Annotated in this window: 19 protein-coding genes and 1 tRNA gene; 15 read left to right on the forward strand and 5 right to left on the reverse strand. The window is 68.6% G+C overall.

Annotation, left to right across the window (positions count from 1 at the left end; all coding sequences use genetic code 11):
• Positions 1 to 36 precede the first annotated feature (36 nt).
• Complete coding sequence (locus HWW87_RS05060) at positions 37 to 792, forward strand: 4'-phosphopantetheinyl transferase superfamily protein (RefSeq protein ID WP_175819492.1); 756 nt, start codon at positions 37 to 39, stop codon at positions 790 to 792.
• A 21-nt stretch (positions 793 to 813) separates the two neighbouring features.
• Here the strand turns inward: HWW87_RS05060 and HWW87_RS05065 are convergent, their stop codons facing one another.
• Positions 814 to 1,734, reverse strand: a complete 921-nt coding sequence (locus HWW87_RS05065) for a glutamate/aspartate ABC transporter substrate-binding protein (protein ID WP_175819493.1) — start codon at positions 1,732 to 1,734, stop codon at positions 814 to 816.
• Between the two features lie 212 nt (positions 1,735 to 1,946).
• Between HWW87_RS05065 and hutH the strand changes: the two genes are divergently transcribed.
• The 10 genes from hutH (at position 1,947) to HWW87_RS05115 (ending at position 14,513) form a co-directional block, all read left to right on the forward strand.
• Complete coding sequence (hutH, locus tag HWW87_RS05070) at positions 1,947 to 3,470, forward strand: histidine ammonia-lyase (RefSeq protein WP_175819494.1); 1,524 nt, start codon at positions 1,947 to 1,949, stop codon at positions 3,468 to 3,470.
• A 4-nt stretch (positions 3,471 to 3,474) separates the two neighbouring features.
• The gene (gene hutC, locus HWW87_RS05075; protein WP_174387840.1) at positions 3,475 to 4,170 is read left to right on the forward strand and encodes a histidine utilization repressor; all 696 of its coding nucleotides are present in this window, start codon (positions 3,475 to 3,477) and stop codon (positions 4,168 to 4,170) included.
• Positions 4,171 to 4,209: 39 nt separating this feature from the next.
• Positions 4,210 to 5,898 carry a urocanate hydratase gene (gene hutU, locus HWW87_RS05080; RefSeq protein ID WP_175819495.1) on the forward strand — a complete coding sequence of 563 codons (1,689 nt, stop codon included), beginning with the start codon at positions 4,210 to 4,212 and terminating at the stop codon, positions 5,896 to 5,898.
• 2 nt (positions 5,899 to 5,900) lie between these two features.
• Positions 5,901 to 6,524, forward strand: coding sequence for a HutD family protein (locus tag HWW87_RS05085; protein ID WP_175819496.1), 624 nt, complete (start codon positions 5,901 to 5,903; stop codon positions 6,522 to 6,524).
• Between the two features lie 4 nt (positions 6,525 to 6,528).
• A complete protein-coding gene (hutI, locus tag HWW87_RS05090) occupies positions 6,529 to 7,752 on the forward strand; it encodes an imidazolonepropionase (RefSeq protein WP_175819497.1) in 1,224 nt (407 codons plus the stop codon).
• A gap of 209 nt (positions 7,753 to 7,961) precedes the next feature.
• Positions 7,962 to 9,338 carry a formimidoylglutamate deiminase gene (locus tag HWW87_RS05095; protein ID WP_175819498.1) on the forward strand — a complete coding sequence of 459 codons (1,377 nt, stop codon included), beginning with the start codon at positions 7,962 to 7,964 and terminating at the stop codon, positions 9,336 to 9,338.
• A gap of 51 nt (positions 9,339 to 9,389) precedes the next feature.
• Positions 9,390 to 10,187, forward strand: coding sequence for an N-formylglutamate deformylase (gene hutG, locus HWW87_RS05100; protein WP_175819499.1), 798 nt, complete (start codon positions 9,390 to 9,392; stop codon positions 10,185 to 10,187).
• A 741-nt stretch (positions 10,188 to 10,928) separates the two neighbouring features.
• Positions 10,929 to 11,741 carry a gamma-glutamyl-gamma-aminobutyrate hydrolase family protein gene (locus HWW87_RS05105; RefSeq protein WP_174432986.1) on the forward strand — a complete coding sequence of 271 codons (813 nt, stop codon included), beginning with the start codon at positions 10,929 to 10,931 and terminating at the stop codon, positions 11,739 to 11,741.
• 11 nt (positions 11,742 to 11,752) lie between these two features.
• Entirely contained in the window at positions 11,753 to 13,090 is a 1,338-nt protein-coding gene (locus HWW87_RS05110; RefSeq protein WP_175819500.1) for a glutamine synthetase family protein, read from the forward strand.
• Between the two features lie 28 nt (positions 13,091 to 13,118).
• Entirely contained in the window at positions 13,119 to 14,513 is a 1,395-nt protein-coding gene (locus HWW87_RS05115; RefSeq protein WP_175819501.1) for an aspartate aminotransferase family protein, read from the forward strand.
• Positions 14,514 to 14,667: 154 nt separating this feature from the next.
• On the opposite strand, the gene HWW87_RS05120 is transcribed toward HWW87_RS05115, so the two are convergent.
• Positions 14,668 to 14,742: transfer RNA gene (locus tag HWW87_RS05120), tRNA-Val, on the reverse strand.
• A 98-nt stretch (positions 14,743 to 14,840) separates the two neighbouring features.
• The gene (locus tag HWW87_RS05125) at positions 14,841 to 15,743 is read right to left on the reverse strand and encodes a LysR family transcriptional regulator (protein ID WP_175819502.1); all 903 of its coding nucleotides are present in this window, start codon (positions 15,741 to 15,743) and stop codon (positions 14,841 to 14,843) included.
• A 173-nt stretch (positions 15,744 to 15,916) separates the two neighbouring features.
• Here HWW87_RS05125 and HWW87_RS05130 point away from each other — a divergent pair, with 173 nt between their 5' ends.
• The 3 genes from HWW87_RS05130 to HWW87_RS05140 all read left to right on the forward strand — a co-directional run bounded on the left by HWW87_RS05130 (position 15,917) and on the right by HWW87_RS05140 (position 20,429).
• Positions 15,917 to 17,668 (forward strand): acyl-CoA dehydrogenase family protein, encoded by a 1,752-nt coding sequence (locus HWW87_RS05130; RefSeq protein WP_175819503.1) that lies wholly within the window; start codon positions 15,917 to 15,919, stop codon positions 17,666 to 17,668.
• The gene (locus HWW87_RS05135) at positions 17,665 to 18,867 is read left to right on the forward strand and encodes a CoA transferase (RefSeq protein WP_175819504.1); all 1,203 of its coding nucleotides are present in this window, start codon (positions 17,665 to 17,667) and stop codon (positions 18,865 to 18,867) included. Before HWW87_RS05130 ends, HWW87_RS05135 begins: the two co-directional genes overlap by 4 nt.
• Positions 18,868 to 19,028: 161 nt before the next feature.
• A complete protein-coding gene (locus tag HWW87_RS05140) occupies positions 19,029 to 20,429 on the forward strand; it encodes an MFS transporter (protein WP_175819505.1) in 1,401 nt (466 codons plus the stop codon).
• Positions 20,430 to 20,589: 160 nt separating this feature from the next.
• On the opposite strand, the gene HWW87_RS05145 is transcribed toward HWW87_RS05140, so the two are convergent.
• Both HWW87_RS05145 and argA read right to left on the reverse strand, forming a co-directional pair.
• Positions 20,590 to 20,865 (reverse strand): oxidative damage protection protein, encoded by a 276-nt coding sequence (locus HWW87_RS05145; RefSeq protein WP_006478357.1) that lies wholly within the window; start codon positions 20,863 to 20,865, stop codon positions 20,590 to 20,592.
• A 48-nt stretch (positions 20,866 to 20,913) separates the two neighbouring features.
• Positions 20,914 to 22,293 carry an amino-acid N-acetyltransferase gene (gene argA, locus HWW87_RS05150; protein WP_174391077.1) on the reverse strand — a complete coding sequence of 460 codons (1,380 nt, stop codon included), beginning with the start codon at positions 22,291 to 22,293 and terminating at the stop codon, positions 20,914 to 20,916.
• A 23-nt stretch (positions 22,294 to 22,316) separates the two neighbouring features.
• Here argA and hrpA point away from each other — a divergent pair, with 23 nt between their 5' ends.
• Positions 22,317 to 26,516: an ATP-dependent RNA helicase HrpA gene (hrpA, locus tag HWW87_RS05155; RefSeq protein WP_175819506.1), complete on the forward strand. Its 4,200-nt coding sequence runs from the start codon at positions 22,317 to 22,319 to the stop codon at positions 26,514 to 26,516.
• The last annotated feature ends 176 nt before the right edge of the window (positions 26,517 to 26,692 follow it).

Genomic DNA, 26,692 nt, shown 5'->3' on the forward strand with positions numbered 1-26,692 from the left:
GACGTTTCGTTTGACAGCACAGGCTGCCGCGCGCCGATGTCCATTCCTTCCGATTCCGCTTCTCCCGTTGCAACGCCCCGCGCGTGGCGCGTGCAAGCACTCGACGTGCCGCCCGCCGCGGCGCGCGCCGGCGTGCGGATCGCGCGCGTCGATTTCGACTGGCGCGTGCCGCTCGTGTCGCCCGCGTATGCGGCGCTGAGCGATGACGAGCGCGCACGCGCCGCACGCTTCCTGCGGCACGAGGATGCGGTACGCAGCGCCGCGACGCGCGCCGCGCTGCGCGACGTGCTCGGCGCGGCGCTCGGCATCGCACCGCACGCGGTCGCGATCGTCGTCGACGCATCGGGGCGGCCGTCGTTGGACCGCGCGCGTTGCGCGTCGCTCGACTTCAACGTATCGCACGCGGGCGATCACGCGCTGCTCGCGTGGGCGCCGACGGGCCGCGTCGGCGTCGATATCGAGGGCTGCAACCGCGCGGCCGACTGGCGCGCGCTGACGCGTGAAGTGTGCGCGCCCGCCGAGGTCGCGTATCTCGACGGCCTGCCGCCCGGCGTGCGCGAGGGCGAATTCATGCGGGTGTGGTCCGCGAAGGAGGCGCTGCTGAAGGCGCTCGGCACCGGCATCGTCGGCGGGCTGCGCGCGTTCGCGGTCGTGCCGCCGCGCGACGCGGCGACGCCCGCGACGACGATCGTCGAGCCGGCCGCGCCTGCCGCCGGCGTCGCGGCGTTCGACGCGGCGTGGCTCGACGCGGCGCCCGGCTACGCGGCGTGCGTCGCGTGGACGCGCGCGTAGGCCGGGGTCCACGCGCGGCGCTTACTCGAGCGGCGCGTCGTTCGGCGCCGCATAGCGCGCCTTGATCACGTCGCTCATCGGGAAGTCGAACGACAGCCCTTTCGGCGGCACCGGCTTCATGAACCACTTGTCGTACAGCGCGTTGATCTCGCCGCTTTTCATCAGCTGCACGAGCACGCCGTCGACGAGCGCCTTGAACTGCGGATCGTCCTTGCGCAGCATGAACCCGTAGGCTTCCGACGATTGCGGCGTGCCGACGAGCTGCCAGTCGGCCGGTTTCGCGGCGAGCTGGCGCACGCCCGCGAGCAGCACGTCGTCCATCATGTACGCGGCCGCGCGGCCCGATTCGAGCGTGAGGCGTCCTTCGCCGTAGTCCTTCGCGCTGATGATCTGCATGTTCATCTTCTTTTCCTCGTTCATCTTGCGCAGCAGGCGTTCGGACGTCGTGCCCTGGTTCGTCACGACCGTCTTGCCGGCGAGATCGGGGAAGTCGTGGATGCCCGAGCTCGTGCGTGTGAGCAGGCGCGTCGTCGCGACGAAGAAGGTGGTCGAGAACGCGACCTGCGCATGGCGTGCGGCGAGATTGGTCGTCACCCCGCATTCGAGATCGACGGTGCCGTTTTGCACGAGCGGAATGCGGTTCTGCGACGTGACCGGAATGAAGCGCACCTGCAGGTCGGGCTTGCCGGTGCGCGCCTTCACCGTGGCGATCACGCGGTCGCACAGGTCCTGCGAGAAGCCGATGACCTTGCCGCCTGCATCGACATAGGAGAACGGCACCGACGTTTCGCGATGGCCGATCGAAATCAGGTTGCTCTGCCGGATCTTCTCGAGCGTGCCGGACAGCGGCTCCGCGGCGACGGATGCGCCGCACGCGAACGCGCATGCGGCGACGAGCAGGGGGCGGCCGAGGCGGGCGGCGAATCGTGACGGGAAAGGCATGGTGGTCTCCGAGGCGAATGGTGATCCGTATGTTGCCAAAGACAAAATAACTGCAACATCTGTTAATACCCGGGTCCGCCGGGCAAGTCGGGCGGGCCATGCCGGACATCAGGGAAATTCCCGAGCCGGAATTATGAAAAACAGGTTGTCTAGACAAGTTGGCGTGGCTACACTTCAATCCATTCCGAACTTGTCTAGACAGGATTGCTCACATGATTACGTTGACCCCCGGCCGCCTGACCCTCCCGCAACTGCGCCGGATCGCACGCGAATCCGTGCAACTGAAGCTCGACCCGGCGAGTTTCGCGAAGATCGACGCGGGTGCGAAGGCCGTCGCCGACATCGCCGCAAAGGGCGAGCCGGCCTACGGCATCAACACGGGCTTCGGCCGCCTGGCGAGCACCCACATCCCGCACGACCAGCTCGAACTGCTGCAGAAGAACCTGGTGCTGTCGCACGCGGTCGGCGTCGGCGAGCCGATGGCGCGCTCGTCGGTGCGCCTGCTGATGGCGCTGAAGCTGTCGAGCCTCGGCCGCGGCCACTCGGGCATCCGTCGCGAAGTGATGGACGCGCTGATCACGCTGTTCAACGCCGACGTGCTGCCGCTGATCCCGGTGAAGGGCTCGGTCGGCGCATCGGGCGACCTCGCGCCGCTCGCGCACATGTCGGCCGCGCTGCTCGGCGTCGGCGAAGTGTTCATCCGCGGCGAACGTGCGAGCGCGCTCGACGGTCTGCGCGTCGCGGGCCTCGCGCCGCTGACGCTGCAGGCGAAGGAAGGCCTGGCGCTCTTGAACGGCACGCAGGCATCGACCGCGCTGGCGCTCGACAACATGTTCGCGATCGAAGACCTGTACCGCACCGCGCTCGTCGCGGGTGCGCTGTCGGTCGACGCGGCAGCCGGTTCGGTGAAGCCGTTCGACGCACGCATCCACGAACTGCGCGGCCATCAAGGCCAGATCGACGCCGCCGCGTCGTACCGCGAGCTGCTCGAAGGCTCGCCGATCAACCAGTCGCACCGCGACTGCGACAAGGTGCAGGACCCGTACAGCCTGCGCTGCCAGCCGCAGGTGATGGGCGCGTGCCTGGACCAGATGCGCCATGCGGCCGACGTGCTGCTGATCGAAGCGAACGCCGTGTCGGACAACCCGCTGATCTTCCCGGATACCGGCGAAGTGCTGTCGGGCGGCAACTTCCACGCCGAGCCCGTCGCGTTCGCGGCCGACAACCTCGCGCTCGCCGCGGCGGAAATCGGCGCGCTGGCCGAACGTCGCATCGCGCTCCTGATCGACGCGACGCTGTCGGGCCTGCCCCCGTTCCTCGTGCGGGACGGCGGCGTGAACTCCGGCTTCATGATCGCGCACGTGACGGCGGCCGCCCTCGCGTCGGAAAACAAGACGCTCGCGCACCCGGCGTCGGTCGACTCGCTGCCGACTTCCGCGAACCAGGAAGACCACGTGTCGATGGCGACGTTCGCCGCGCGCAAGCTCGCCGACATCGCGGACAACACGAAGCACATCCTCGCGATCGAACTGCTGGCCGCCGCGCAGGGCGTCGACCTGCGCGCGCCTTACCACACGAGCCCGAAGCTCGCGCCGGTGATGGAGACGATCCGCGGCCAGGTCGCGCACTACGAACTCGACCACTACTTCGCACCGGACATCGCGGTGATCGCGAAGCTCGTCGGCGAGCGCGCGTTCGCGAAGGTCGCGCCGTTCTCGTTCGCATCGGAACAGTAAGCCGATGAGCGCGCCGGTCTACCAGGAGATCAAGGATTTCATCCTGGGCCGCATCCACGCCGGCGAGTGGGAGGAGGGCGACCAGGTGCCGTCCGAGAACGAGCTGGCGCGCGAGTTCAAGGTGGCGCGCATGACCGTCAACCGCGCGCTGCGCGAGTTGACGGCCGAGCAGGTGCTCACGCGCATGAAGGGCGCGGGCACCTACGTCGCGCGGCCGAAGTACGAGTCGACGCTGGTGGCGATCCGCAGCATCTCGGAGGAAGTCGGCGCACGCGGGCATGCATACCACGCCAGCGTGCTCGGGCTCGACACGATCCGCGCCGACGATGCCCTCGCCGACGAGATGCAGGTGGCCGTGCGCACGAAGCTGTTTCATTCGCAGGTGCTGCACTTCGAGAACGACGAGCCGGTACAGCTCGAAGAACGATGGGTGAATCCGGCGGTCGCGCCGGATTACGCGGAGCAGGATTTCACGAACACGACGCCGAACCTGTACCTGATGCGCGCGGCACCGCTGCAGCGCGTCGAGTACCGGATCGAAGCGGCGGCGCCGGCGCCGGAGCGGCGCGAGCAGCTGCGGATGGACGACGTCGAGCCGTGTCTGGTTTTACATCGGCGCACCTGGTCGCAGGGCGTCGTCGCCTCGGTGGCGAATCTGTGGCATCCCGGCAGCCGTTATCGCTTCACCGGGCATTTCTGATTCCTTATTGAACTTCACTTTCCTTCGGGAGCAGTCGTCATGAACCATCCGAAACACATCGATCCCCGTCTCGATCCGACGCGCACGATCCGCGCGCCGCGCGGCAGCGAGAAGACCTGCAAGACCTGGCTGGCCGAAGCGGCCTACCGGATGATCCAGAACAACCTCGATCCGGAAGTCGCCGAGCATCCGCATGCGCTCGTCGTGTACGGCGGCATCGGCCGCGCGGCGCGCAACTGGGAATGCTACGACCAGATCCTCGCGTCGCTGAAGGATCTCGAAGAAAACGAAACGCTGCTGATCCAGTCGGGCAAGCCGGTCGGCGTGTTCCGCACGCACAAGGATGCGCCGCGCGTGCTGCTCGCGAACTCGAACCTGGTGCCGCACTGGGCGAACTGGGATCACTTCCACGAGCTCGACCGCAAGGGCCTGATGATGTACGGCCAGATGACGGCCGGCAGCTGGATCTACATCGGCAGCCAGGGCATCGTGCAGGGCACCTACGAAACGTTCTTCTCGGTCGCGAACCAGCACTTCAACGGCGATCCGTCGGGCCGCTGGATCCTGACGGGCGGCCTCGGCGGGATGGGTGGCGCGCAGCCGCTCGCCGCGACGATGGCCGGTTTCTCGATGATCGCGGTCGAATGCGACGAGACGCGCATCGACTTCCGCCTGAAGACGCGCTACGTCGACAAGAAGGCGACGACGCTCGACGAAGCGCTCGGCATGATCGAGGAAGCGAAGCGCACCGGCAAGCCGGTGTCGATCGGCCTGCTCGGCAACGCGGCCGACGTGTTCGCGGAATGCGTCGAGCGCGGCATCACGCCGGACTGCGTGACCGACCAGACGAGCGCGCACGACCCGATCAACGGCTACCTGCCGCAAGGGTGGACCGTCGCGCAATGGCGCGAAGCGCAGAAGGTCGATCCGCAGAGCATCGTGAAGGTCGCGAAGCAGTCGATGGCCGTCCAGGTGCGCGCGATGCTCGCGCTGCAGGAACGCGGCGCGGCGACGCTCGACTACGGCAACAACATTCGCCAGATGGCGCTGGAAATGGGCGTCGAGAACGCGTTCGACTTCCCGGGCTTCGTGCCGGCGTACATCCGCCCGCTGTTCTGCGAAGGCAAGGGGCCGTTCCGCTGGGTCGCGCTGTCGGGCGATCCGGAAGACATCTACAAGACCGACCAGAAGGTGAAGGAGCTGATCCCCGACGATCCGCACCTGCACAACTGGCTCGACATGGCGCGTGAGCGCATCGCGTTCCAGGGCCTGCCGGCACGGATCTGCTGGGTCGGCGTGAAGGACCGCTACCGCCTCGGCCAGGCGTTCAACGAGATGGTGAAGAATGGCGAACTGAAGGCCCCGATCGTGATCGGCCGCGACCACCTCGATACCGGTTCGGTCGCGAGCCCGAACCGCGAGACGGAATCGATGAAGGACGGTTCGGATGCCGTCAGCGACTGGCCGCTGCTCAATGCACTGCTGAACACGGCGGGCGGTGCATCGTGGGTGTCGCTGCACCATGGCGGCGGCGTCGGCATGGGCTTCTCGCAGCACTCGGGGGTCGTGATCGTCGCCGACGGCACCGCCGACGCGCACGAGCGTCTCGGTCGCGTGCTGCTGAACGATCCGGCGACGGGCGTGATGCGCCATGCGGATGCCGGCTACGAACTCGCGCAGCAGACGGCCCGCGAAGCCGGCCTGAAGCTGCCGATGCTCGGCCGCTGAGCATGACGGCGCTCGACCACGCGCCGGTGAACGTGACGCTGGCCGCCGCGCTGATCCGCGCGGCGGATCTCGTCGCGTCGCCGTGGAAGAACGGCGGCGGCGTGACGCGCGAAATCGGCGCGTTCCCGCCGGGCGCCGCGCTCGACGCGTTCGCGTGGCGCGTGAGCGTCGCGGACGTCGGCACGGCCGGGCCGTTCTCGCGTTTCGACGGCGTCGACCGCACGCTCGTGCTGCTGTCCGGCGCGGGCATGACGCTCGCCGAAGCGGGCGGCACGCGGCACGTGCTCGATGCACCGCTGGCCCGTGCGGATTTCGCGGGCGAAACGGCGATCGACGCGACGCTGCACGACGGCGCGACGCGCGACTTCAACCTGATGACGCGCCGTTCGGCTGCGCGCGGGTCGGTCGACGTGTGGCCCGAGGGCACGCACCGCATCGAGCGCGCCGACACCGTACTGCTGTTCTGCGCAACGGGTGCGGTCGGTGTCGAGATCGACGGCGCGCACTACGCGCTGCAGGAAATGGACACGTTGCGGCTCGACGGGCCGCGGCGTGCGTTTGACGTCGTCGTGAGCGGAGGCGGCGCGCTGCTCGCCGTCTCGCTCACCGTCGGCGAACGAGACTGAACGCATGAAACCGACTGTCTGGCATCACCTGAGGCTGTGTCCGCACGGCCATCCCGACGAGACGATCGACGACGCGGCGATCGCCGTCGACGAAACCGGCGCGATCGCGTGGCTCGGCGCGCTGTCCGCGCTGCCGCACGGTTATGCGCACTGGCGGCGCGAGGACCTGCACGGCGCGTGGGTGACGCCGGGCCTCGTCGACTGCCATACGCACCTCGTGTATGGCGGCACGCGCGCCGACGAGTTCGCGCAGCGCCTCGCCGGCGTCAGCTACGAGGAAATCGCGCGGCAGGGCGGCGGGATCGTGTCGACGGTGCGCGCGACGCGCGCGGCCGACGAGACGACGCTGTTCGTGCAGGCCGCCGCGCGGCTGCAGCCGCTGCTCGCCGAAGGCGTGACCGCGATCGAGATCAAGTCGGGCTACGGGCTCGATCTGGCGAGCGAGCGCAAGATGCTGCGCGTCGCGCGCCAGCTCGGCGAGCGCTTCCCGGTCACCGTCTACACGACCTTCCTCGGCGCGCATGCGCTGCCGCCCGAATATGCGGGGCGCGCGGATGCATACATCGACGAAGTGTGCGACCGGATGCTGCCGACGCTGGCCGACGAAGGGCTCGTCGACGCGGTCGATGCGTTCTGCGAACGCATCGGCTTTTCGCTCGCGCAGACCGAGCGCGTGTTCGAGGCCGCGACGCGGCGCGGGCTGCCGGTGAAGCTGCATGCGGAGCAATTGTCGAATGCGGGCGGGACGGCGCTCGCCGCGCGTTATCGCGCGCTGTCCGCCGACCACCTCGAATTTCTCGACGAAGCCGGCATCGAGGCGATGAAGGCCGCCGGCACGGTCGCCGTGCTGCTGCCCGGCGCGTACTACTTCATCCGCGAAACGCAACTGCCGCCGATCGAGCTGCTGCGCAAGCACGGCGTGCCGATCGCGCTCGCGACCGATCACAACCCCGGCACGTCGCCGCTCGAATCGCTGCTGCTGACGCTGAACATGGGCTGTACGCTGTTCCGCATGACGGTGCCCGAGGTGCTGCAGGGCGTCACGCGCCATGCGGCCGCGGCGCTCGGCCGCGCGGATCGCCACGGCGCACTCGAGGTCGGTCGCCAGGCCGATTTCGCCGCCTGGTCGGTCGGCTCGCTGGCCGAGCTGGCGTACTGGATCGGCCGGCCGCTGTGCGAGCAGGTCGTACGCGGCGGCACGACCGTGTTTCGCCGGATGAACGGATAAGTTTCGCGACGGATCGGGCCGGGTCGTGACGGACCCGGTCCGGCCGACGCTTTGCATGGGACCGGACCCGGCGCGCAACGGCGCCCTCCGGTCGATCGCCGCGAGGCTGGCGCTGGGCGCGACGCGCGCGCCTGCCGGCCGCGGCACCGGGCCGGACGAGACGCTGACGTTGACGTTGACGCGCTTGATCCGGCCGATGAGGACTCGCAATGACCGATACCCTGTTGTTCGCGGACCATGCCTACCTGCCCGATGGCTGGCGCCGCAACGTGCTGCTGCGCTGGGACGCAACCGGCACGCTGACCGACGTGACGCCCGACACCGACGCACCGGCAGCCGTCGCGCGCGCGGCTGGCCCGGTGCTGCCCGGCATGCCGAACCTGCATTCGCACGCGTTCCAGCGCGCGATGGCGGGGCTCACCGAATACCGCGCGAATCCCGCCGACAGCTTCTGGAGCTGGCGCGACCTGATGTACCGCTTCGCGCTGAAGATCACGCCGGACGCGCTCGCGGCGATTGCACGCTGGCTGTATGTCGAGATGCTCAAGTGCGGCTACACGTCGGTGTGCGAATTCCACTACGTGCATCACGCGCAGGACGGCTCGCGCTATCCGCAGATCGCGGAGCTCGGCACGCGCGTGATCGATGCCGCGCGCGCGGCCGGCATCGGCATCACGATGCTGCCCGTGTCGTACCAGTTCGCCGGCTTCGGCAACAAGCCGCCGCGCGACGACCAGCGTCGCTTCATCAACACGCCCGACGGCGTGCTCGAACTGCTCGACGCGATGCGTCGCGTGGCGCCCGAGCACGGCGGCCTGCGCTACGGCGTCGCGCCGCATTCGTTGCGCGCGGTGTCCGAGAATGGGCTGCGTGTGCTGCTCGACGGGCTGCCCGACGATGCGCCGGTGCATATCCACATCGCCGAGCAGACGGCCGAAGTCGACGACTGCGTGCGTGCCTACGGCGCACGCCCCGTACAATGGCTGCTCGATCGCTTCGACGTCGATGCGCGCTGGTGCCTCGTGCACGCGACGCACGTCGACGCGGCCGAGACGGCGGCGCTCGCGAAGCGTCGCGCGGTCGCCGGGCTGTGCCTGACGACCGAAGCGAACCTCGGCGACGGCGTGTTCCCGGCCGTCGACTATCTCGCGCAAGGCGGCGTGATCGGCGTCGGCTCGGACAGCCACGCATCGGTCGAGTGGCGCTCGGAGCTGCGCCTGCTCGAATACGGGCAGCGGCTCGTGCACCGCGCGCGCAACGTGCTGGCGAGCGACACGCAGGCGCACGTCGCCGATCGCCTGTTCGATGCGTCGCTCGCGGGCGGCGCGCAGGCGAGCGGGCGGCGCATCGGTGCGCTGCGCGCAGGCTGTCGCGCCGACTGGCTCGTGCTCGATCCCGATCATCCGGCGATCGCCGAACACGACAGCGCCGCATGGCTGTCGGGCATCGTGTTCGCCGAGCACGGCGAGACGCCGGTGCTCGACGTCTACACGGGCGGCGAGCGTGTCGTGAGCGGCCGCCGCCATCGCGACGAAGCCGCCGCGTATGCCGACTACCGCGCCGCGCTGGCGCAACTGCTGCGCTGACGCGCGGCAACCGGCGCACGGTGCGCCGGCCGACTCTTACGGTGATGCGACATGACTGAACAACCGGCTGTATTCACGCTGAAGCAGGGCACGCTGCCGCTGCTGATCTCGATTCCGCACGCAGGCACGCACATCCCCGACGACATCGCCGCGACGATGACGCCCGATGCGCGCTTCGTCGACGATTGCGACTGGCATCTCGAGCGGCTGTACGGCTTCGCGGCCGATCTCGGCGCATCGATCCTCGTGCCGTCGCACGCGCGTTACGTCGTGGACCTGAACCGTCCGCCCGACAACGAGAACCTGTATCCGGGGCAGGACACGACGGGGCTCGTGCCGGTCGATACGTTCGACAAGGCGCCGTTGTATCCGGCGAACGCGCTGCCCGGCAACGACGAGATCATGCGTCGCCGCGATCGTTACTGGCTGCCGTATCACGACGCGCTGCAACGCGAGATCGCGCGCCTGAAGGGCGAACACGGCCGCGTGCTCGTGTGGGAAGCGCATTCGATCCGCTCGCACGTGCCGCGTTTCTTCGACGGCCGCCTGCCGGATTTCAACTTCGGCACGTCGGGCGGCGCGAGCGCGGCGCCCGGTCTCGCGGAGGCGCTGGCCGCGCGCGTGCTCGCGCACGGCGGCTATACGGCCGTCGCGAACGGGCGCTTCAAGGGTGGCTACATCACGCGCCACTACGGCGTGCCCGAGACCGGCGTCGAGGCCGTGCAGCTCGAACTGTCGCAGATCACCTATATGGAAGAGACGCGTCCGTACGCGTACGACGAGGCACGTGCAGCGCGGATCGTGCCGCTGCTGCAGACGCTCGTCGAAACCGCACTCGCGCATCGCTGAGCACGGGCCGCGGCTATGCGGCAGCGCGGCGCGACGGTGCGTCCCGCCCCGTCGGCATGTAGCAGGCAAGTTGGTGCAATGCACAAAACGGCATCGATCCGCGCGATCGATGCCGTTTTTTTTCGTCTGATCGATGTCGTCATCGGCACCTGAAAATTTGACGCAATTTTTAAGTGATATAAGCTGAATGTCAGGAAGTCGTCACGCGCGTACCGGCGGCGAGGCCATCGACGATGGTCGGACTGCGCCGGAATCCGTTGCGAGACATCTTGCTGACGTGTCGCCACGCGGCATTGCGACACGTGTCCTGCCTCCATCAGTCAGTCGAGTACGATCGTGAAAGCCGCCAGCCCTTCGATACGCCGGACGCGAAGTCCGTCGGCGGGCGCGCCGCCTCAGGCCGGGCCGAACCGGCATGCTGATCGCGGCACGCGCGCCGCCCCGTTACGCGAGCCTCGCTTCTTCGCCATTTCCCATCGCGGCCCGCGCCGCTTCAATCTCGTGACCGTGCACCTGTTCAGCGCGGTGCAGTGCGACGGCAGCGCATCGTTGTTGCCCTAGCGTCCCTTTCCGCTTCCGTCCCGGGCCGCACCGCCTGTTGCCGCAGCATTCGTGCGGCAGGATCGCGCATGCGCTGGCGTTAGCGCTTGCGTTGCGCGATGGCGTGCGCGTGCGGCGCACCCGAGAACCTGCATCGTTGTGCGCGCGAGCGTGTCGCGCGCCGTCACCGGAGAGACGCCGATGCGTGCGCGACCGATCGTAGCCGTTACCGCCGACCGCATCCTGCGCGGTGCGCATCCGAACCACACGGCGGGCGAGAAGTACGTCGCCGCCGTCGTCGACGGCGCCGGTGCGCTGGCGTTCGTGCTGCCCGCGTTCGGCGCGCGGCAGCCGGCCGACGCGATCGTCGCGGCAATCGACGGGCTGCTGTTGACCGGCAGCTATTCGAACGTCGAGCCGCATCATTACGGCGGCGCCGCGAGCGCGCCCGATACGCTGCACGATCCGGCACGCGATGCGACCGCGTTGCCGCTGATCCGCGCGGCGATCGACGCGGGCGTGCCCGTGCTCGCGATCTGCCGCGGCATGCAGGAGCTGAACGTCGCGTATGGCGGCACGCTGCATCAGCGGCTGCATGCGACGGCCGGCTTCGACGACCATCGCGAACGGCCGGGCGACCCGCTCGAACGGCAGTACGGTCCCGCGCATGTCGTGCAGTTCGCGCCCGGCGGCCTGCTGCAGCGGGTTGCGCGCGGCGCGCACGAGGCGACGGTCAATTCGCTGCACGACCAGGGCATCGCACGCCTGGGCGCGGGGCTCGCGATCGAAGCGAGTGCGCCCGACGGACTGGTCGAGGCCGTCAGTGTGCGCGGCGCGCGTGCGTTCGCGCTGGGCGTGCAGTGGCATCCCGAGTGGCGCTACGCGGAGCAGCCGCTGTCGCGCGACATCTTCGCGGCATTCGGCGCGGCGTGCCGCGCGCACATGACGCACCGCATTCATGCGGCCGGCGGCGCGACGCCGTCGCCGGCCGCATCCGACATCGACATCGACTGACGAGGCCGATCATGCAACCCGAACTGAGCGAATTCCTGCGCCAGCACCGCATCACCGAAGTCGAGGCGATCATTCCCGACATGGCCGGCATCGCGCGCGGCAAGATCATTCCGCGCAACAAATTCGAATCCGGCGAATCGATGCGGCTGCCGCAGGCCGTAATGGTGCAGACCGTCACCGGCGACTATCCGGAAGACGGCACGCTGACCGGCGTGACCGATCCCGACATGGTGTGCGTGCCCGACACGTCGACGATCTGCCTGATCCCGTGGGCGGTCGATCCGACCGCGCAGGTGATCCACGATTGCGTGCATTTCGACGGCTCGCCGGTCGAGATCTCGCCACGCTATGTGCTGCGCCGCGTGCTCGACCTGTACGAGGCGAAGGGCTGGAAGCCCGTGGTGGCGCCCGAGCTGGAGTTCTATCTGGTCGACGTGAACGCCGATCCCGACCTGCCGCTGCGTCCGCCCGTCGGTCGTACGGGGCGGGCCGAAACGGGCCGCCAGTCGTATTCGATCGAGGCCGTCAACGAGTTCGATCCGCTGTTCGAGGACATCTACGAGTACTGCGAAATGCAGGGCCTCGATATCGAGACGCTGATTCATGAAGTCGGCGCCGCGCAGATGGAGATCAACTTCGTGCACGGCGACGCGCTGCCGCTGGCCGACCAGGTGTTCCTGTTCAAGCGCACCGTGCGCGAGGCGGCGCTGCGCCACAACATGTATGCGACGTTCATGGCCAAGCCGATGGAAAACGAGCCGGGTTCCGCGATGCACATTCATCAGAGCCTCGCGGATATGCGCACCGGGCGCAACCTGTTCGCCGACGAAAACGGCGCCGTGTCGCCGCTGTTCCACAGCTATCTGGCGGGGCTGCAGAAGTACACGCCGGCGCTGATGCCGATCTTCGCGCCGTACATCAATTCGTACCGCCGCCTGTCGCGCTTCATGGCCGCGCCGATCAACGTGCAGTGGGGCTACGACAACCGTACGGTCGGGTTCCGTATCCCACAGTCGACGCCTGTCGCGCGACGCATCGAGAACCGGATTCCGGGCGTCGACTGCAACCCGTACCTCGCGTTCGCGGCGACGCTCGCCGCCGGCTATCTCGGCATGACGCAACAGCTCGCGCCGACCGAGCCGATCGCATCGGACGGCTACGACCTGCCGTACCAGCTGCCGCGCAATCTCGAGGAAGGCATCTCGCTGATGGCCGCGTGCGAACCGCTCGCCGGCATCCTTGGCGACAAGTTCGTGAAGGCTTACCTGGCGTTGAAGGAAACCGAATACGAAGCGTTCTTCCGCGTGATCAGCTCGTGGGAACGCAGGCATCTGCTGCTGCACGTGTAAGCGTGCGGCGCTGTTTGACGGAGAAAACATGACCGATAGAAACGAAGCTTTTTCGCCGCACTCGACCGCCGATTTTCGCGCCCTTGACGCCGCGCACCACATCCATCCGTTCTCGGACATGGGCGCGCTCAATCGCGCCGGCAGCCGCGTGATCGTCAAGGCCGACGGCGTCTACCTGTGGGACTCGGACGGCAACAAGGTGATCGACGGGATGGCCGGCCTGTGGTGCGTGAACGTCGGCTATGGCCGCAAGGAACTCGCCGACGCCGCGTATCGCCAGCTGCAGGAACTGCCGTTCTACAACACGTTCTTCAAGACCACGCATCCGCCGGTGATCGAGCTTTCCGCGATGCTCGCGAAAGTGACGCCTGCCGGCTTCAACCACTTCTTCTATTGCAACAGCGGCTCGGAAGGCAACGACACCGTGCTGCGGCTCGTGCATCAATACTGGCGCGTGCAGGGCAAGCCGCAGAAGAAATACGTGATCTCGCGCAAGAACGGCTACCACGGCTCGACGATCGCAGGCGGCACGCTCGGCGGGATGGGCTACATGCACGAGCAGATGCCATCGAAAGTCGAGCACATCGTGCACATCGACCAGCCGTATTTCTTCGGCGAAGCGCAGGCCGGCGAAACGCCGGAAGCGTTCGGCCTCGCGCGTGCGCAGCAGCTCGAAGCGAAGATTCTCGAACTCGGCGCGGAGAACGTCGCGGCGTTCATCGGCGAGCCGTTCCAGGGCGCGGGCGGCGTAATCTTCCCGCCGTCGACATATTGGCCGGAAATCCAGCGGATCTGCCGCAAGTACGACATCCTGCTGGTCGCCGACGAAGTGATCGGCGGGTTCGGTCGCACCGGCGAATGGTTCGCGCACCAGCACTTCGGCTTCGAGCCGGACCTGATCACGATGGCGAAGGGCCTCACGTCGGGTTACGTGCCGATGGGGGCAGTGGGCATCCATGAGCGCATCGCGCGCCCGATCATCGACAACGGCGAATTCAATCACGGCCTTACGTACTCGGGGCACCCGGTGGCGGCGGCGGTCGCGGTCGCGAACCTGAAGCTGCTGCGCGACGAGGGCATCGTCGAGCGCGTGAAGACTGATATCGGCCCGTATTTCCAGCGCCGGCTGCGCGACGCGCTGGGCGACCATCCGATCGTCGGGGAGATTGCAGGAGCGGGGCTGGTCGCCGGTGTTCAACTGGCGCGCGACCGGCACCGGCGCGAGCGCTTCGGCGCGGACGTCGACGTCGGCACGATCTGCCGCGACTTCTGCTTCAACGGCAACCTGATCATGCGCGCGACCGGCGACCGGATGCTGCTGTCGCCGCCGCTCGTGATCCGCGAGGCGGAGGTCGACGAGATCGTCGACAAGGCGAAGCGCGCGTTCGACGCGACGGCGGAGCGGGTGGGGCTGGCACGGTAGTGATGCGCGACGCCTCGATCGCATGCGGTCGACGCGTTGCTGCTCGCCGCGCTCGATCACGCGCGCAAGGAGCCGGGCAGGGGAGGCAGGCCGCAGAAGTAAGGCCGCAAAACGAAAAGGGCCTGCGTCGTGAGACGCAGGCCCTTGAATTCTTTGGTGGGCGGTACTGGGATCGAACCAGTGACCCCTGCCGTGTGAAGGCAGTGCTCTACCGCTGAGCTAACCGCCCAAAGAAGAATGAAATTATGTCAGAGCTTTTGGGGTTCGTAAAGCACTTTCTGCAAATTTTTTCAGATAGCCGCAAGCGCCGGTTCGCGAGCCGCGTGCTCAGCCCGCCAGAGCAGGCAGCGCGTCGATCGAATCACGCACGTAGCCGGCAAAGCGCAGCGCCACCGGTTCGGCGGTGCCGCTGCGTTTCAGCGCGAGCGTGCGCGATTCGAGCGACGCATCCTTCAGCGGCAGGAACGCGAGCCGGTCGCTCTTCACCTGCTGCAGCACGCGCGGCACCAGCGCGATGCCCATCCCGAACTCGATCATCGACAGGATCGTCTGCCACAGCCGTGCCTCGTGACGGATCAGCGGACTGAATCCCGCGTTCACGCACTGCGCGATGATCAGGTCGTGATAGTGCGGCGCGGCGTCGCGCGGAAACAGGATGAATGGTTCCGTCGCGAGCGCGGCGAGCGCGACCTGCCTGCGCCGCGCGAGCGGATGCGCGGCCGGCAGGCAGCACACGAACGGCTCCGCATAGACGGGCACCGATTCGACCTCGGGCGGGAAGTGGCCCCAGTGCGCATAGCCGAGATCGATCTGGCCGCGCTGGATCGCCTGCACCTGCGCGTGCGTGTTCATCTCGCTCAGCACAACCTCGACGCCCGGATAGTCGGCCTCGAAGCGCCGCACGGCGTCGGGCAGCCCGCGATACAGCATCGAATGGACGAAGCCGATCCGCAGCCGGCCCGCGAGACCCGACGCGGAGCGCACCGTCAGGCGTTCGGCTTCGACCGCCTGCAGCAGCAGCCGGCGCGCTTCGCCGAGCAGCACCTCGCCCGCGTTGGTCAGCGCAACGGTCTTGTTGGTGCGCGAGAAGAGCTGCACGCCGAGCGCGTCCTCGAACTTGCGGATGTCGAAACTCAGCGCCGGCTGCGAGATGAACAGGCGCTTCGCCGCGCGCCCGAAATGCAGCTCCTCGGCGACTGCCACGAAGTAGCGCAACTGCCTCAGTTCCACGGTGTTTCCTCCCGGCGTCGGCATCGATAAGCGATATCTATCGTACCGGATAAATCCTGTATTGGACGCTTATCGATCGCGCGCCTACGCTCTGCGGGAGGCTTGACGCAGGACCGGCCGCGCGCTGCGGCACGCGGCCCGGCCGATGCGCAGGCAACCCAGGAGACGCACGCGTGAACGACACCGCTCGCACGCCGGACACCGGCGCATCCAATATCCCCGACAGCCGGGGCATCAATTTCTTCACCGTCGATCCCGATCTCGGCGCGTTGCTGAAGCTGCATCTCGGCGACGCGCACTATGCCGAACTCGAGCCGCGGCTGCGCGCGCTCGGCGCGCGCGTATCGGGCGAACTCGACGAATGGGCGTCGCGCGCGGACAAGCATCCACCCGTGCTCGAGCAGCGCAACCGGCGCGGCGAGGCCGTGCAGCGGATCGACAAGGATCCGGCGTACGTCGCGCTCGAACGCGTCGCGTATGCGGAGCTCGGGCTCGCGTCGCTGAGTCATGGATCCGAAACCGTGCCGCCGCTCGTCAAGTACGCGCTGACGTTCCTGTTCGTGCAGGCGGAATTCGGGCTGTGCTGCCCGGTCAGCATGACCGATTCGCTGACGCGCACGCTGCGCCGCTTCGGCGATCCCGCGCTCGTCGCGCGCTACCTGCCGATGCTTGCGTCGCGCGACTTCGACACGCTGTACCAGGGCGCGATGTTCATGACCGAGCAGGCGGCCGGCTCCGATGTCGGCCGGATCGCGACGCGCGCGACCTGCGAAACCGACGCGCGCGGCGACACCGTCTGGCGCCTGACCGGCGACAAGTGGTTCTGCTCGAATGCGGACGCCGATCTCGCGATGGTGCTCGCGCGGCCCGACGGCGCGCCGGACGGCATCAAGGGCCTCGCGCTGTTCCTGCTGCCGAAGACGCTGCCGGATGGCACGCGCAACCGCTACCGGATCGTGCGCCTGAAGGACAAGCTCGGCAGCCGTTCGATGGCGAGCGGCGAGATCGCGCTCGAAGGCGCGCAGGCCTACCTGATCGGCGAGATCGGCCGCGGCTTTCACCAGATGGCCGACATGATCAACATGTCGCGTCTGTCGAACGGCGTGCGCGCGGCGGGGCTGATGCGGCGCGCACTGAACGAAGCGCTGCACGTCGCCGCGCATCGCGACGCGTTCGGCCGCAAGCTGATCGAGATGCCGCTGATGCAGCGCCAGTTGATGAAGATGCTGCTGCCGACCGAGGCCGCGCGCGCGATGTTCATGCAGATCGCGCTGCTGCTGCCGCAGGCCGATGCGGGCGACGAGCAGGCTGCGCGCTGCGTGCGGATCCTGACGCCGCTGATCAAGTTCCGCGCATGCCGCGACGCGCGCCGCGTGACGGGCGATGCGATGGAAGTGCGCGGCGGCACCGGCTATATCGAGGAATGGAGCGATGCGCGGCTCGTGCGCGACGCGCACCTCGGTTCGATCTGGGAAGGCACGAGCAACATCGTCGCGCTGGACGTCGCGCGCGCCGCGCAGCGCGAGCATGCGCTCGATGCGCTGCGCACGTTCCTCGGCGATCGTCTGGGCGTGGCGCCGCTGCCCGAGGCGAGCCGCACGGCGCTGCGGCGCATTCTCGCGCGGGCGTGCGATGCGCTCGTGCGGGTCGCTGAGGCAGGCGACGATGCGCGCGTGCGGCAGGCCGCGTCCGCGCTGTATTACGCGAGCGCGGCCGTGCTGATGGCCTGCGAGGGCGCACGGCTCGCGCCGGATTTCAGGCGTCTCGCGCTGGCGCACCTGATCGTGCGGCACAAGCTGCTGCCGGTCGATCCGCTCGCGCCTGCACCGCGCGACGACGAATCGGCCGCGGCCGACGCGCTGCTGCGCGGCCTGCCGGTCGGGCTCGACATGGCGCTCGACCTGCTGCCGGAGGTCGAGCGATGAGCGCGACGCGTGGCGCACTGGACGGCCTGAAGGTCGTCGACCTGAGCCGGGTGCTCGGCGGCCCGTACTGCACGCAGGCGCTCGCCGATCACGGTGCGACGGTGGTCAAGATCGAGCCGCCCGACGGCGACGAGACGCGCGGCTGGGGGCCGCCGTTCCTCGGCGACACGGCCTGGTATTTCATGGGCGTGAACCGCAACAAGGAAGGGCTCGCGCTCGACCTGTCGCGAGACGAAGGGCGGGCGATCCTGTGGCGCCTGCTCGAAGAGGCCGACGTGCTCGTCGAGAATTTCAAGCCGGGCACGCTCGCGCGCTGGGGCATGGACTACGCACGCGACCTGCAGCCGCGCTTCCCGCGCCTGATCCACTGTGCGGTGACGGGCTTCGGCGACGACGGCCCGCTCGGCGGCCTGCCGGGCTACGACGCGGTGATCCAGGCGATGGCCGGGCTGATGAGCGTGAACGGCGAACGCGATGGCGGCGCGACGCGCATCGGTTTGCCGATCGTCGACATGGTCACGGGGCTCAACGCGCTCGCCGGCATCCTGCTGGCGCTCGCGGAGCGCGAGAAGAGCGGGCGCGGGCAGTCGATCGACGTGGCGCTGTACGACTGCGGCGTGTCGCTGCTGCATCCGCACCTGCCGAACTTCTTCGGGTCGGGCCGCGTGCCGGAACGCAGCGGCAACGCGCATCCGAACATCGCGCCGTACGACAGCTATCGCACGGCCACCGTGCCGATCTTCCTCGCGGTCGGCAACGACCGGCAGTTCGCGCGGCTTGTCGCGCATCTCGGTGCGCCGGCGCTCGCCAGCGACCCGCGCTTCGTCGATAACCGCAACCGCTGCGCGCACCGGCCGCAGTTGAAGGTCGAACTGGAAGCGCGGCTCGCCGCGCACGCGTGCGAGCCGCTCGCGCGCGACCTGATGGCGGCCGGCGTGCCGTGCGGGCCGGTGCGCACGGTGGCCGACGTCGCGCACGATCCGCATGCGCTGCACCGCGAGCTGTTCGTCGAGATCGGCGCATATCGCGGCACCGCGTCGCCGGTGAAGCTGTCGCGCACACCGGCCACCTACCGGTCGGCGCCGCCCGCGCTCGGCCGCGACACGCGTGCGGTGCTCGATCGGCTCGGCGTCGATCGCGCGCTTCAGCAGCAACTGCTCGATGCCGGCGTGCTGAAGGTCGCGCCCGACCCGACGTGACGGACGAAGGGGCGCCCGCAGATGAACGTCATCTCGAACCGACCGATCGCAACGTCGACATCAAGCAACGCAACGTAGAGCAACCCCGCCAGCCGGCGAAGGCCGGCCATCCGGCAAGGCGCGCGACAGTCGCGCCCCTGATCATCAACATGGAGACCTCGATGAGCCGTCCGCAATCCCCGCCTGCCGCGCCGCCGCCGCCGCGGCCTGGCCGCGCCGCCCTCGCGGCGTTCGTCGGCACCACGATCGAGTGGTACGACTTCTACATCTACGGCACCGCCGCGGCGCTCGTGTTCGGCAAGGTGTTCTTTTCGAGCACGATGGATCCCGGCGTCGCGACGCTGCTCGCGTTCGTCACGTTCTGGGCCGGCTTCGCCGCTCGGCCGCTCGGCGGCATCGTGTTCGGCCATCTCGGCGATCGCGTCGGCCGCAAGACCGCGCTCGTGATCACGCTGGTGATGATGGGGCTCGCGACGACCGGCATCGGCCTGCTGCCCGGCTATGCGTCGATCGGCGTCTGGGCGCCCGTGGGCCTCGTCGTGCTGCGCGTGCTGCAGGGCATCGCGGTCGGCGGCGAGTGGGGCGGCGCGGTGCTGATCGCAAGCGAGAATGCGCCGAAGCATCGCAGCATCCTGTATGCGGCATTCGCGCAGCAGGGCTCACCCACCGGCAACCTGCTGGCCACGGCCGCGTTTTTCGCGCTGAGCGCGCTACCGACGCCGTCGTTCCTGATGTGGGGCTGGCGCATTCCGTTCCTGCTGTCGGCCGTGCTCGTGATCATCGGCATGGTGATCCGGCTGAGGCTCGAAGAGTCGGTCGACATGCAGCGCGTGCTCGCGCGCAAGCGCACGGTGAAGCTGCCGCTGCGCGACGTCGTACGCGATCACTGGGTCGTCGTGCTGCTCGCGGCCGGCACGCTGCCGGTGATCAACGTCACGTATTTCCGCAGCACGTTCGCGCTGTCGTGGGCGACGAAGACGCTCGGTTACGCGCAGGGCACGTTCCTCGGCATCCTGTCGATCTCGCTCGTCGTGCAGTTCCTGATGCAGCCGGTCGGCGCGTGGTTCGTGTCGAAGGTCGACATGCGGCGCGCGATGTGCTGGATCCTGATCCCGGAAATCGTGCTGATGCCGGTGATGTTCCATGCGCTCGCGACGCGTTCGTACTGGGTCGCCGTCGCCGGCATGTGCATTTCGACGATCCCGTCGGCGATGTTCTACGGCGCGGTCGGCGGCGTGCTCGCGCGCGCGTTTCCGGCCAACATCCGCTATACCGGCCTGTCGCTCGCGTATCAGTTGAGCGCGCTCGTCGTCGGCGGCGGCACGCCGGTGCTCGCGCAGGCGATCCTCAATGAGACCGGCAGCATCGTCGGCGTCGCGATCGCGTCGGGGCTGTACGCGCTCGTGTCGCTCGTGTGCATGCTGGCGCTGCTGAATCGCACCGGGTATCGCGCGGACGAACTGTCGACGGCCGAGCGCAGCGATGCGGCGGAATGGGGCACGGAAGGCGCCGGCGCGGGCGCGCCGCCGGACGAGCGCGGCACGTTGAAACCGGCGGGGTGAGTCGGGCACGCCGGCTCGCCCGTGCGCCATTGAGCGCGCGCCGGCGGGTCCGCGTCGATTGCGCTCCCCCAAAAGCAAACGGCACCGTGCGATGACACGGTGCCGTTTGCTTGATTCGCGCGACTAGGCCGGCGCGGCCGGCCTGCGCGATTCGCGGCGCTCAGCCTTCCGTCGGCGGCACGTAGCCGGACGCCTGGTCCGCGCCGTCGCCGAAGAAGTACTTCTCCGTCTGCTTCATCAGGTACTGGCGCGCGCGCGGGTCGGCCATGTTCAGGCGGTTTTCGTTGATCAGCATCGTTTGCTGCTTGAGCCAGCCTTGCCACGCTTCCTTCGAGACGCTCTCGTAAATGCGCTTGCCGAGTTCGCCCGGCAGCGGCGGGAAATCGAGACCTTCGGCTTCCTTGCCGAGCTTCGCGCATTGGATCATTCGAGCCATCGTGTACTTCTCCTGTAATCGGACTGGGGGAGGGCAGTCGTGCTGCGCTCAGAGCTGCTTCATCAGCACGAGCGACTTGCGCTGCCAGTTATAGAGTTTGCGGCGGTCTTCCGGCAGGTCGTCGACGCTGACCTTGACGAAGCCGCGCTTGAGGAACCAGTGCTCGGTGCGCGTCGTGAGCACGAAGATGTGCGTGAGGCCGCGCGCGCGGGCGCGCTGCTCGATGCGCTTGAGCAGGCGCTCGCCGTCGCCCGAGCCCTGCGCTTCGGGTGCCACCGTCAGGCACGCCATCTCGCCGATCTTTTCCTGCTGGTACGGATACAGCGCCGCGCAGCCGAACAGCACGCCATCGTGCTCGATCACCGAGAAGTGGTCGATGTCGCGTTCGATCTGGTGGCGGCCGCGCCGCACCAGCGTGCCGTCGGATTCGAGCGGCTCGATCAGCGACAGGATGCCGCCGACGTCGTCCGGCGTCGCTTCGCGCAGGCTCTCGAGGTTCTCGTACGAGATCATCGTGCCGACGCCGTCGTGCAGGAACAGTTCGAGCAGCATGCTGCCGTCGAGCGACTGGGGAATCAGGTGGGCCCGGGTCACGCCGCCGCGGCACGCGCGGATCGAGTGCTTCAGGAAGAACGCGTCGTCGCCCTGGACGTTGCCGGAATCGAGCAGCTCGGCCGCCGCGTCGAGCGACATTTCGCGCACCAGCTCGCCTTCGTCGTCGACGATGCCGGGCCCGTCGGTCAGGAAGATGATCTTGTCGGCGCGCAGCGCGATCGCGGCCGCCGACGCCACGTCTTCCATCGACAGGTTGAATGCCTCGCCGGTCGGCGAGAAACCGAGCGGCGACAGCAGCACGAGCTTGCGGCTCGCGAGCGAATGACGGATCGATTCGGCATCGATCTTGCGCACGATGCCCGTGTGCGCGAAATCGACTCCGTCGAGAATCCCCACCGGCCGCGCGGTCACGAAGTTGCCCGACACGACGCTGATGTGCGCGTGCGCCATCGGCGAGTTCGGCAGACCCTGGCTGATCGCGGCCTCGATGTCGAGACGCACTTCGCCGGCCGCTTCCTTCGCGGATTCGAGCGCGCGCGCATCGGTGATGCGCAGCCCGTGCGAAAACTCGGATTCGACACCGTGCAGGCTCAACTGCTCCTCGACCTGCGGCCGCGAGCCGTGCACCAGCACGATCTGGATGCCCATCGCCTGCAACAGCGCGATGTCGGACACGAGCGCGTTCAGCAGCCCCTGCTGCACCACTTCGCCGCCGAACCCCACGACGAACGTGCTGTTGCGGAACTTGTGGATATAGGGCGCGACGGAGCGCATCCAGTCGACGAACTGCGCGTGGCTGGCGGCCGAATCGTCGGCGGCCGGCGGCGTCGCGGCGCCGGTCTGGGCGGGAGGGAGGTCGGTTTGGGAATTCATGGCCGGGATTATAATGCGCCCCCATGTCGAATGTTTCTAAAAGTCCCGCGCCGACGCGGGCCAATACGCCGTCGGCGAAGCACCCGGATGGTGCGGCCGATGCGCGCGAGCAGCCGCGCCAGCAGCAGGAAAAGCCGGCGGGCACGCCGGCACCCGCGCCGCGCGGGCCGCGCAATGACGAACGGCGCGGCGGTGCGCGCCAGCCGGCCGCGAAGGGCGCGCCGCAAGCAACGGGCGAGCGTGCCCCGCGCCGCGAGCGTGCGCCGCGCGCCGCCGTCCCGCCGAATCCCGTTCCGCCGATCACGTATCCCGAAAGCCTGCCCGTGTCGGGCAGGCGCGACGAAATCGCGCGTGCGATCGCCGGTCATCAGGTCGTCATCGTCTGCGGCGAAACCGGCTCGGGCAAGACCACGCAGTTGCCGAAGATCTGTCTCGAGCTCGGCCGCGGCCTCGGCGCCGGCGGCACGGGCCTGATCGGCCATACGCAGCCGCGCCGGCTTGCCGCCTCGTCGACCGGCCGCCGGATCGCCGAGGAACTCGGCACGCCGTTCGGCGAGGTGGTCGGCTACAAGGTGCGCTTCACCGACAATCTCGCGCCGGGCGCGTCCGTCAAGCTGATGACGGATGGCATCCTGCTTGCCGAGACGCAGACCGACCCGTTGCTGAAGGCGTACGACACGCTGATCATCGACGAGGCGCACGAGCGCAGCCTGAACATCGACTTCCTGCTCGGCTATCTGAAGGAAATCCTGCCGAGGCGGCCGGACCTGAAGCTGATCGTCACGTCCGCGACGATCGACGCCGATCGCTTCGCGCGCCATTTCGGCACCGACGAACGTCCGGCGCCGGTGATCGAGGTGAGCGGGCGGCTGTATCCGGTCGAGATGCGCTACCGCCCGGTGGCCGAGGATCGCCCGGCGGTGAAGAACGCCGAAGGCACCGGCGGCGGCCGCGATCGCGTGAAGACCGCGCGCGAGGCCGAGCGCGACCTGATGGACGCGATCGTCGACGCGGTCGACGAGCTGTGCCGCGAAGGCCCCGGCGACGTGCTGGTGTTCCTGCCCGGCGAGCGCGAGATCCGCGAGGCGGCCGAGGCGCTGCGCAAGCACCATCCGCCGCACACCGAGATCCTGCCGCTGTTCGCGCGGCTCTCGGCGGCCGACCAGGACAAGGTGTTCAAGGCGTCGAACGCGCGCCGGATCGTGCTCGCGACCAACGTGGCCGAAACTTCGCTGACGGTGCCGGGTATCCGCTACGTGGTCGATACCGGTCTCGCGCGCGTGAAGCGCTATTCGTACCGGAACAAGGTCGAGCAACTGCAGGTCGAGTCGATCTCGCAGGCCGCCGCGAACCAGCGCGCGGGCCGCTGCGGCCGCGTGGCCGACGGTGTGTGCATCCGCTTGTACGAGGAAAGCGACTACCAGGCGCGTGCGCGCTTCACCGACCCGGAAATCCTGCGCTCGTCGCTCGCGTCGGTGATCCTGCGGATGAAGTCGCTGCACCTGACGGCGATCGAATCGTTCCCGTTCCTCGAACCGCCGCCCGGCCGCGCGATCGCGGACGGCTACCAACTGCTCAACGAACTCGGCGCGGTCGACGACGACAACGCGCTGACGCCGCTTGGCCGCGAGCTCGCGCGGCTGCCGCTCGACCCGCGCGTCGGCCGGATGATTCTCGCCGCGCGCGACCAGCAGTCGCTGCGCGAGGTGCTGATCATCGCGAGCGCGCTGTCCGTGCAGGACCCGCGCGACCGCCCGATCGAAGCGCAGGAGCAGGCCGACCAGGCGCACCGCCGGTTCGCCGACGAGCGTTCCGAATTCCTGCAGTGGCTGAAGATCTGGGCGTGGTTCGAAGAGGCCGTCGCGCACAAGAAGTCGAATCGCCAGCTGATCGACGCGTGCCGGCAGAATTTCCTGTCGCACCTGCGGCTGCGCGAATGGCGCGATGTCCATTCGCAGTTGCTGACCGTCGTGCGCGAGCACGGCTGGCGGCTCAACGAAGTCGAGGCCACGCACGAGCAAATCCATCTGGCCCTGTTGACGGGCCTGCTCGGCAACCTCGGGATGAAGGCCGACGACGATCCGCACTACCTCGGCGCGCGCGGCATCAAGTTCTACCTGTGGCCGGGCTCCGCGCTCGCGAAGAAGGCCGGCCGCTGGGTGATGGCGGCCGAGCTCGTCGAGACGAGCCGGCTGTATGCGCGCTGCCTCGCGAAGATCGAGCCGGAGTGGGTCGAGAGGGTTGGCGCGCACCTGCTGAAGAAGTCGCTGTCGGAACCGCATTGGGAAAAGCGTCCCGCGCAGGTCAGCGCGTTCGAGCGCGCGACGTTGTACGGGCTGCCGATCTACCACCGCCGGCGCGTCGCGTTCGGCAAGCAGGACCCGGCGCGCGCCCGCGAGCTGTTCATTCGCGGCGCGCTGGTGGAAGGCGAGTTCGACACGAAGCTGCCGTTCTTCGCACACAACCGCAAGCTGCTCGCCGACATCGAGCAGCTCGAACACAAGTCGCGCCGCCAGGACGTGCTGGTCGACGACGAGCTGATCTACGCGTTCTACGACCAGGCGATTCCGGAAGGCATCCACACGGGCGCCGCGTTCGAGCGCTGGTATCGCGACGAGGTGAAGAAGGGCGGCCAGGCGGAGGACAAGCAGCGGCTGCTGTACCTGTCGCGCGACGACCTGATGCGCCACGAGGCGGCCGGCGTGACGACCGACCTGTTCCCAAAGCGCGCGACGATGGCCGGCGTCGAGATGGCGCTCACGTACCACTTCGAGCCCGGCACGCCGCGCGACGGCGTGACGCTCGCGGTACCGCTCTTCGCGCTGAACCAGGTCGACGCGCGCCGCTGCGAGTGGCTCGTGCCGGGGATGCTGAAGGAAAAGGTGCAATTGCTGCTGAAGTCGCTGCCGCAGAAGCTGCGCCGGCACTGCGTGCCGCTGCCCGAGTACGCGGCCGGCTTCGTCGAACGGATGGGCCGCGAGCGTTTCGGTGCGGGCGGGCTCGTCGAGGCGCTGATCGCCGACGTGCGCGGCGAGACGCAGGTCGCGATGAAAACGGCCGACTTCAAGCTCGAGACGCTGCCCGCGCACCTGTTCATGAATTTCAAGGTGATCGACGAGCACGGCCGCCAGCTCGCGATGGGGCGCAATCTCGCGCAACTGCGCCAGGAGCTCGGCGCGCAGGCGCAGCAGCAGTTCCAGAAGATCGCGGCGGCGTCGACGATCGCGACCGGCGGCGACGCCGAGGCCGGTCAGGCGATCGGCCAAGCGCCCGCGTCGGGTGCCGCGGCCGGGGCACCTGCCCGCGGCGCGAAAGCCGGCAAGGGCGCGGCGCCGCAGACGGCCGCCCCGGCGGAAACCGGCGCGACGGCGCTGTACGAGAACCTGACGACGTGGAATTTCGGCAAGCTGCCCGAGCTGCTGGAAATCCGCCGGCGCGGCCAGACGCTGTACGGCTATCCGGCGCTCGTCGACCGCGGCACGCATTGCGACGTCGAGGTGTTCGATTCGCCGGAGGAGGCCGCGCGCATCCACCGGGCCGGCTTGCGGCGCCTCTTCGCGCTGCAGCTGAAGGAGCCGATCAAGTTCCTCGAAAAGAACCTGCCGGGCCTGCGCGAGATGGCGATGCAGTACATGTCGCTCGGCACGCAGGACGAACTGCGCGACCAGCTGATCGACACGGCGCTCGACCGCGCGTGCCTGCAGGATCCGCTGCCCGACGACGACGCGAGCTTCCACGCGCGCCGCGACGAGGGCCGCAGCCGCCTGAACCTGCTCGCGCAGGAAATCGCGCGGCTCGTCGGGCAGATCCTGGCCGAATACGCGGGCCTCGTGAAGAAGCTCGCACAGGCGAAGCCGTTCGCGCAGGCCCATGCGGACCTGCAGCAGCAACTGGCCGCGCTGGTCGGCAAGCGCTTCGTGATCGACACGCCTTACGCGCAGCTTGCGCATTTCCCGCGCTACCTGAAGGGCATCGCGCTGCGGATCGACAAGCTGAAGGCCGACCCGGCGCGCGACGCGAAGCAGTCGGCCGACCTGCTGCCGCTCGCCCAGCAGTACCAGCGCGCGGTGTCGCAGCGCGGCGGCGTCGCCGATGCGCGGCTCGCGGAATTCCGCTGGCTGCTCGAGGAATTGCGGATTTCGCTGTTCGCGCAGGAACTGCGCACGCCGATGCCGGTCTCTGTCAAGCGTCTGCACAAGGTCTGGGAGTCGATGCAGCGCTAGCGCAACATCGGTTCGCCGGCCCGCCCCGGCGGCCGCCCGGGGCCTGCACCGCAGCGCCTGCCGCGGCGGCCCGTCCGGCAGGCGGGGCGTGCGTCGAAGTGGCGCAATGCCGGCATGGGTCAACCGGAGGGGCCCGCCGAACGTTCTACAATGACTGCTGTTCCACGACGTGAGTC

Origin of the sequence: Burkholderia sp. BCC0419, from assembly GCF_902830285.1 — a bacterium.
Classification (GTDB): domain Bacteria; phylum Pseudomonadota; class Gammaproteobacteria; order Burkholderiales; family Burkholderiaceae; genus Burkholderia.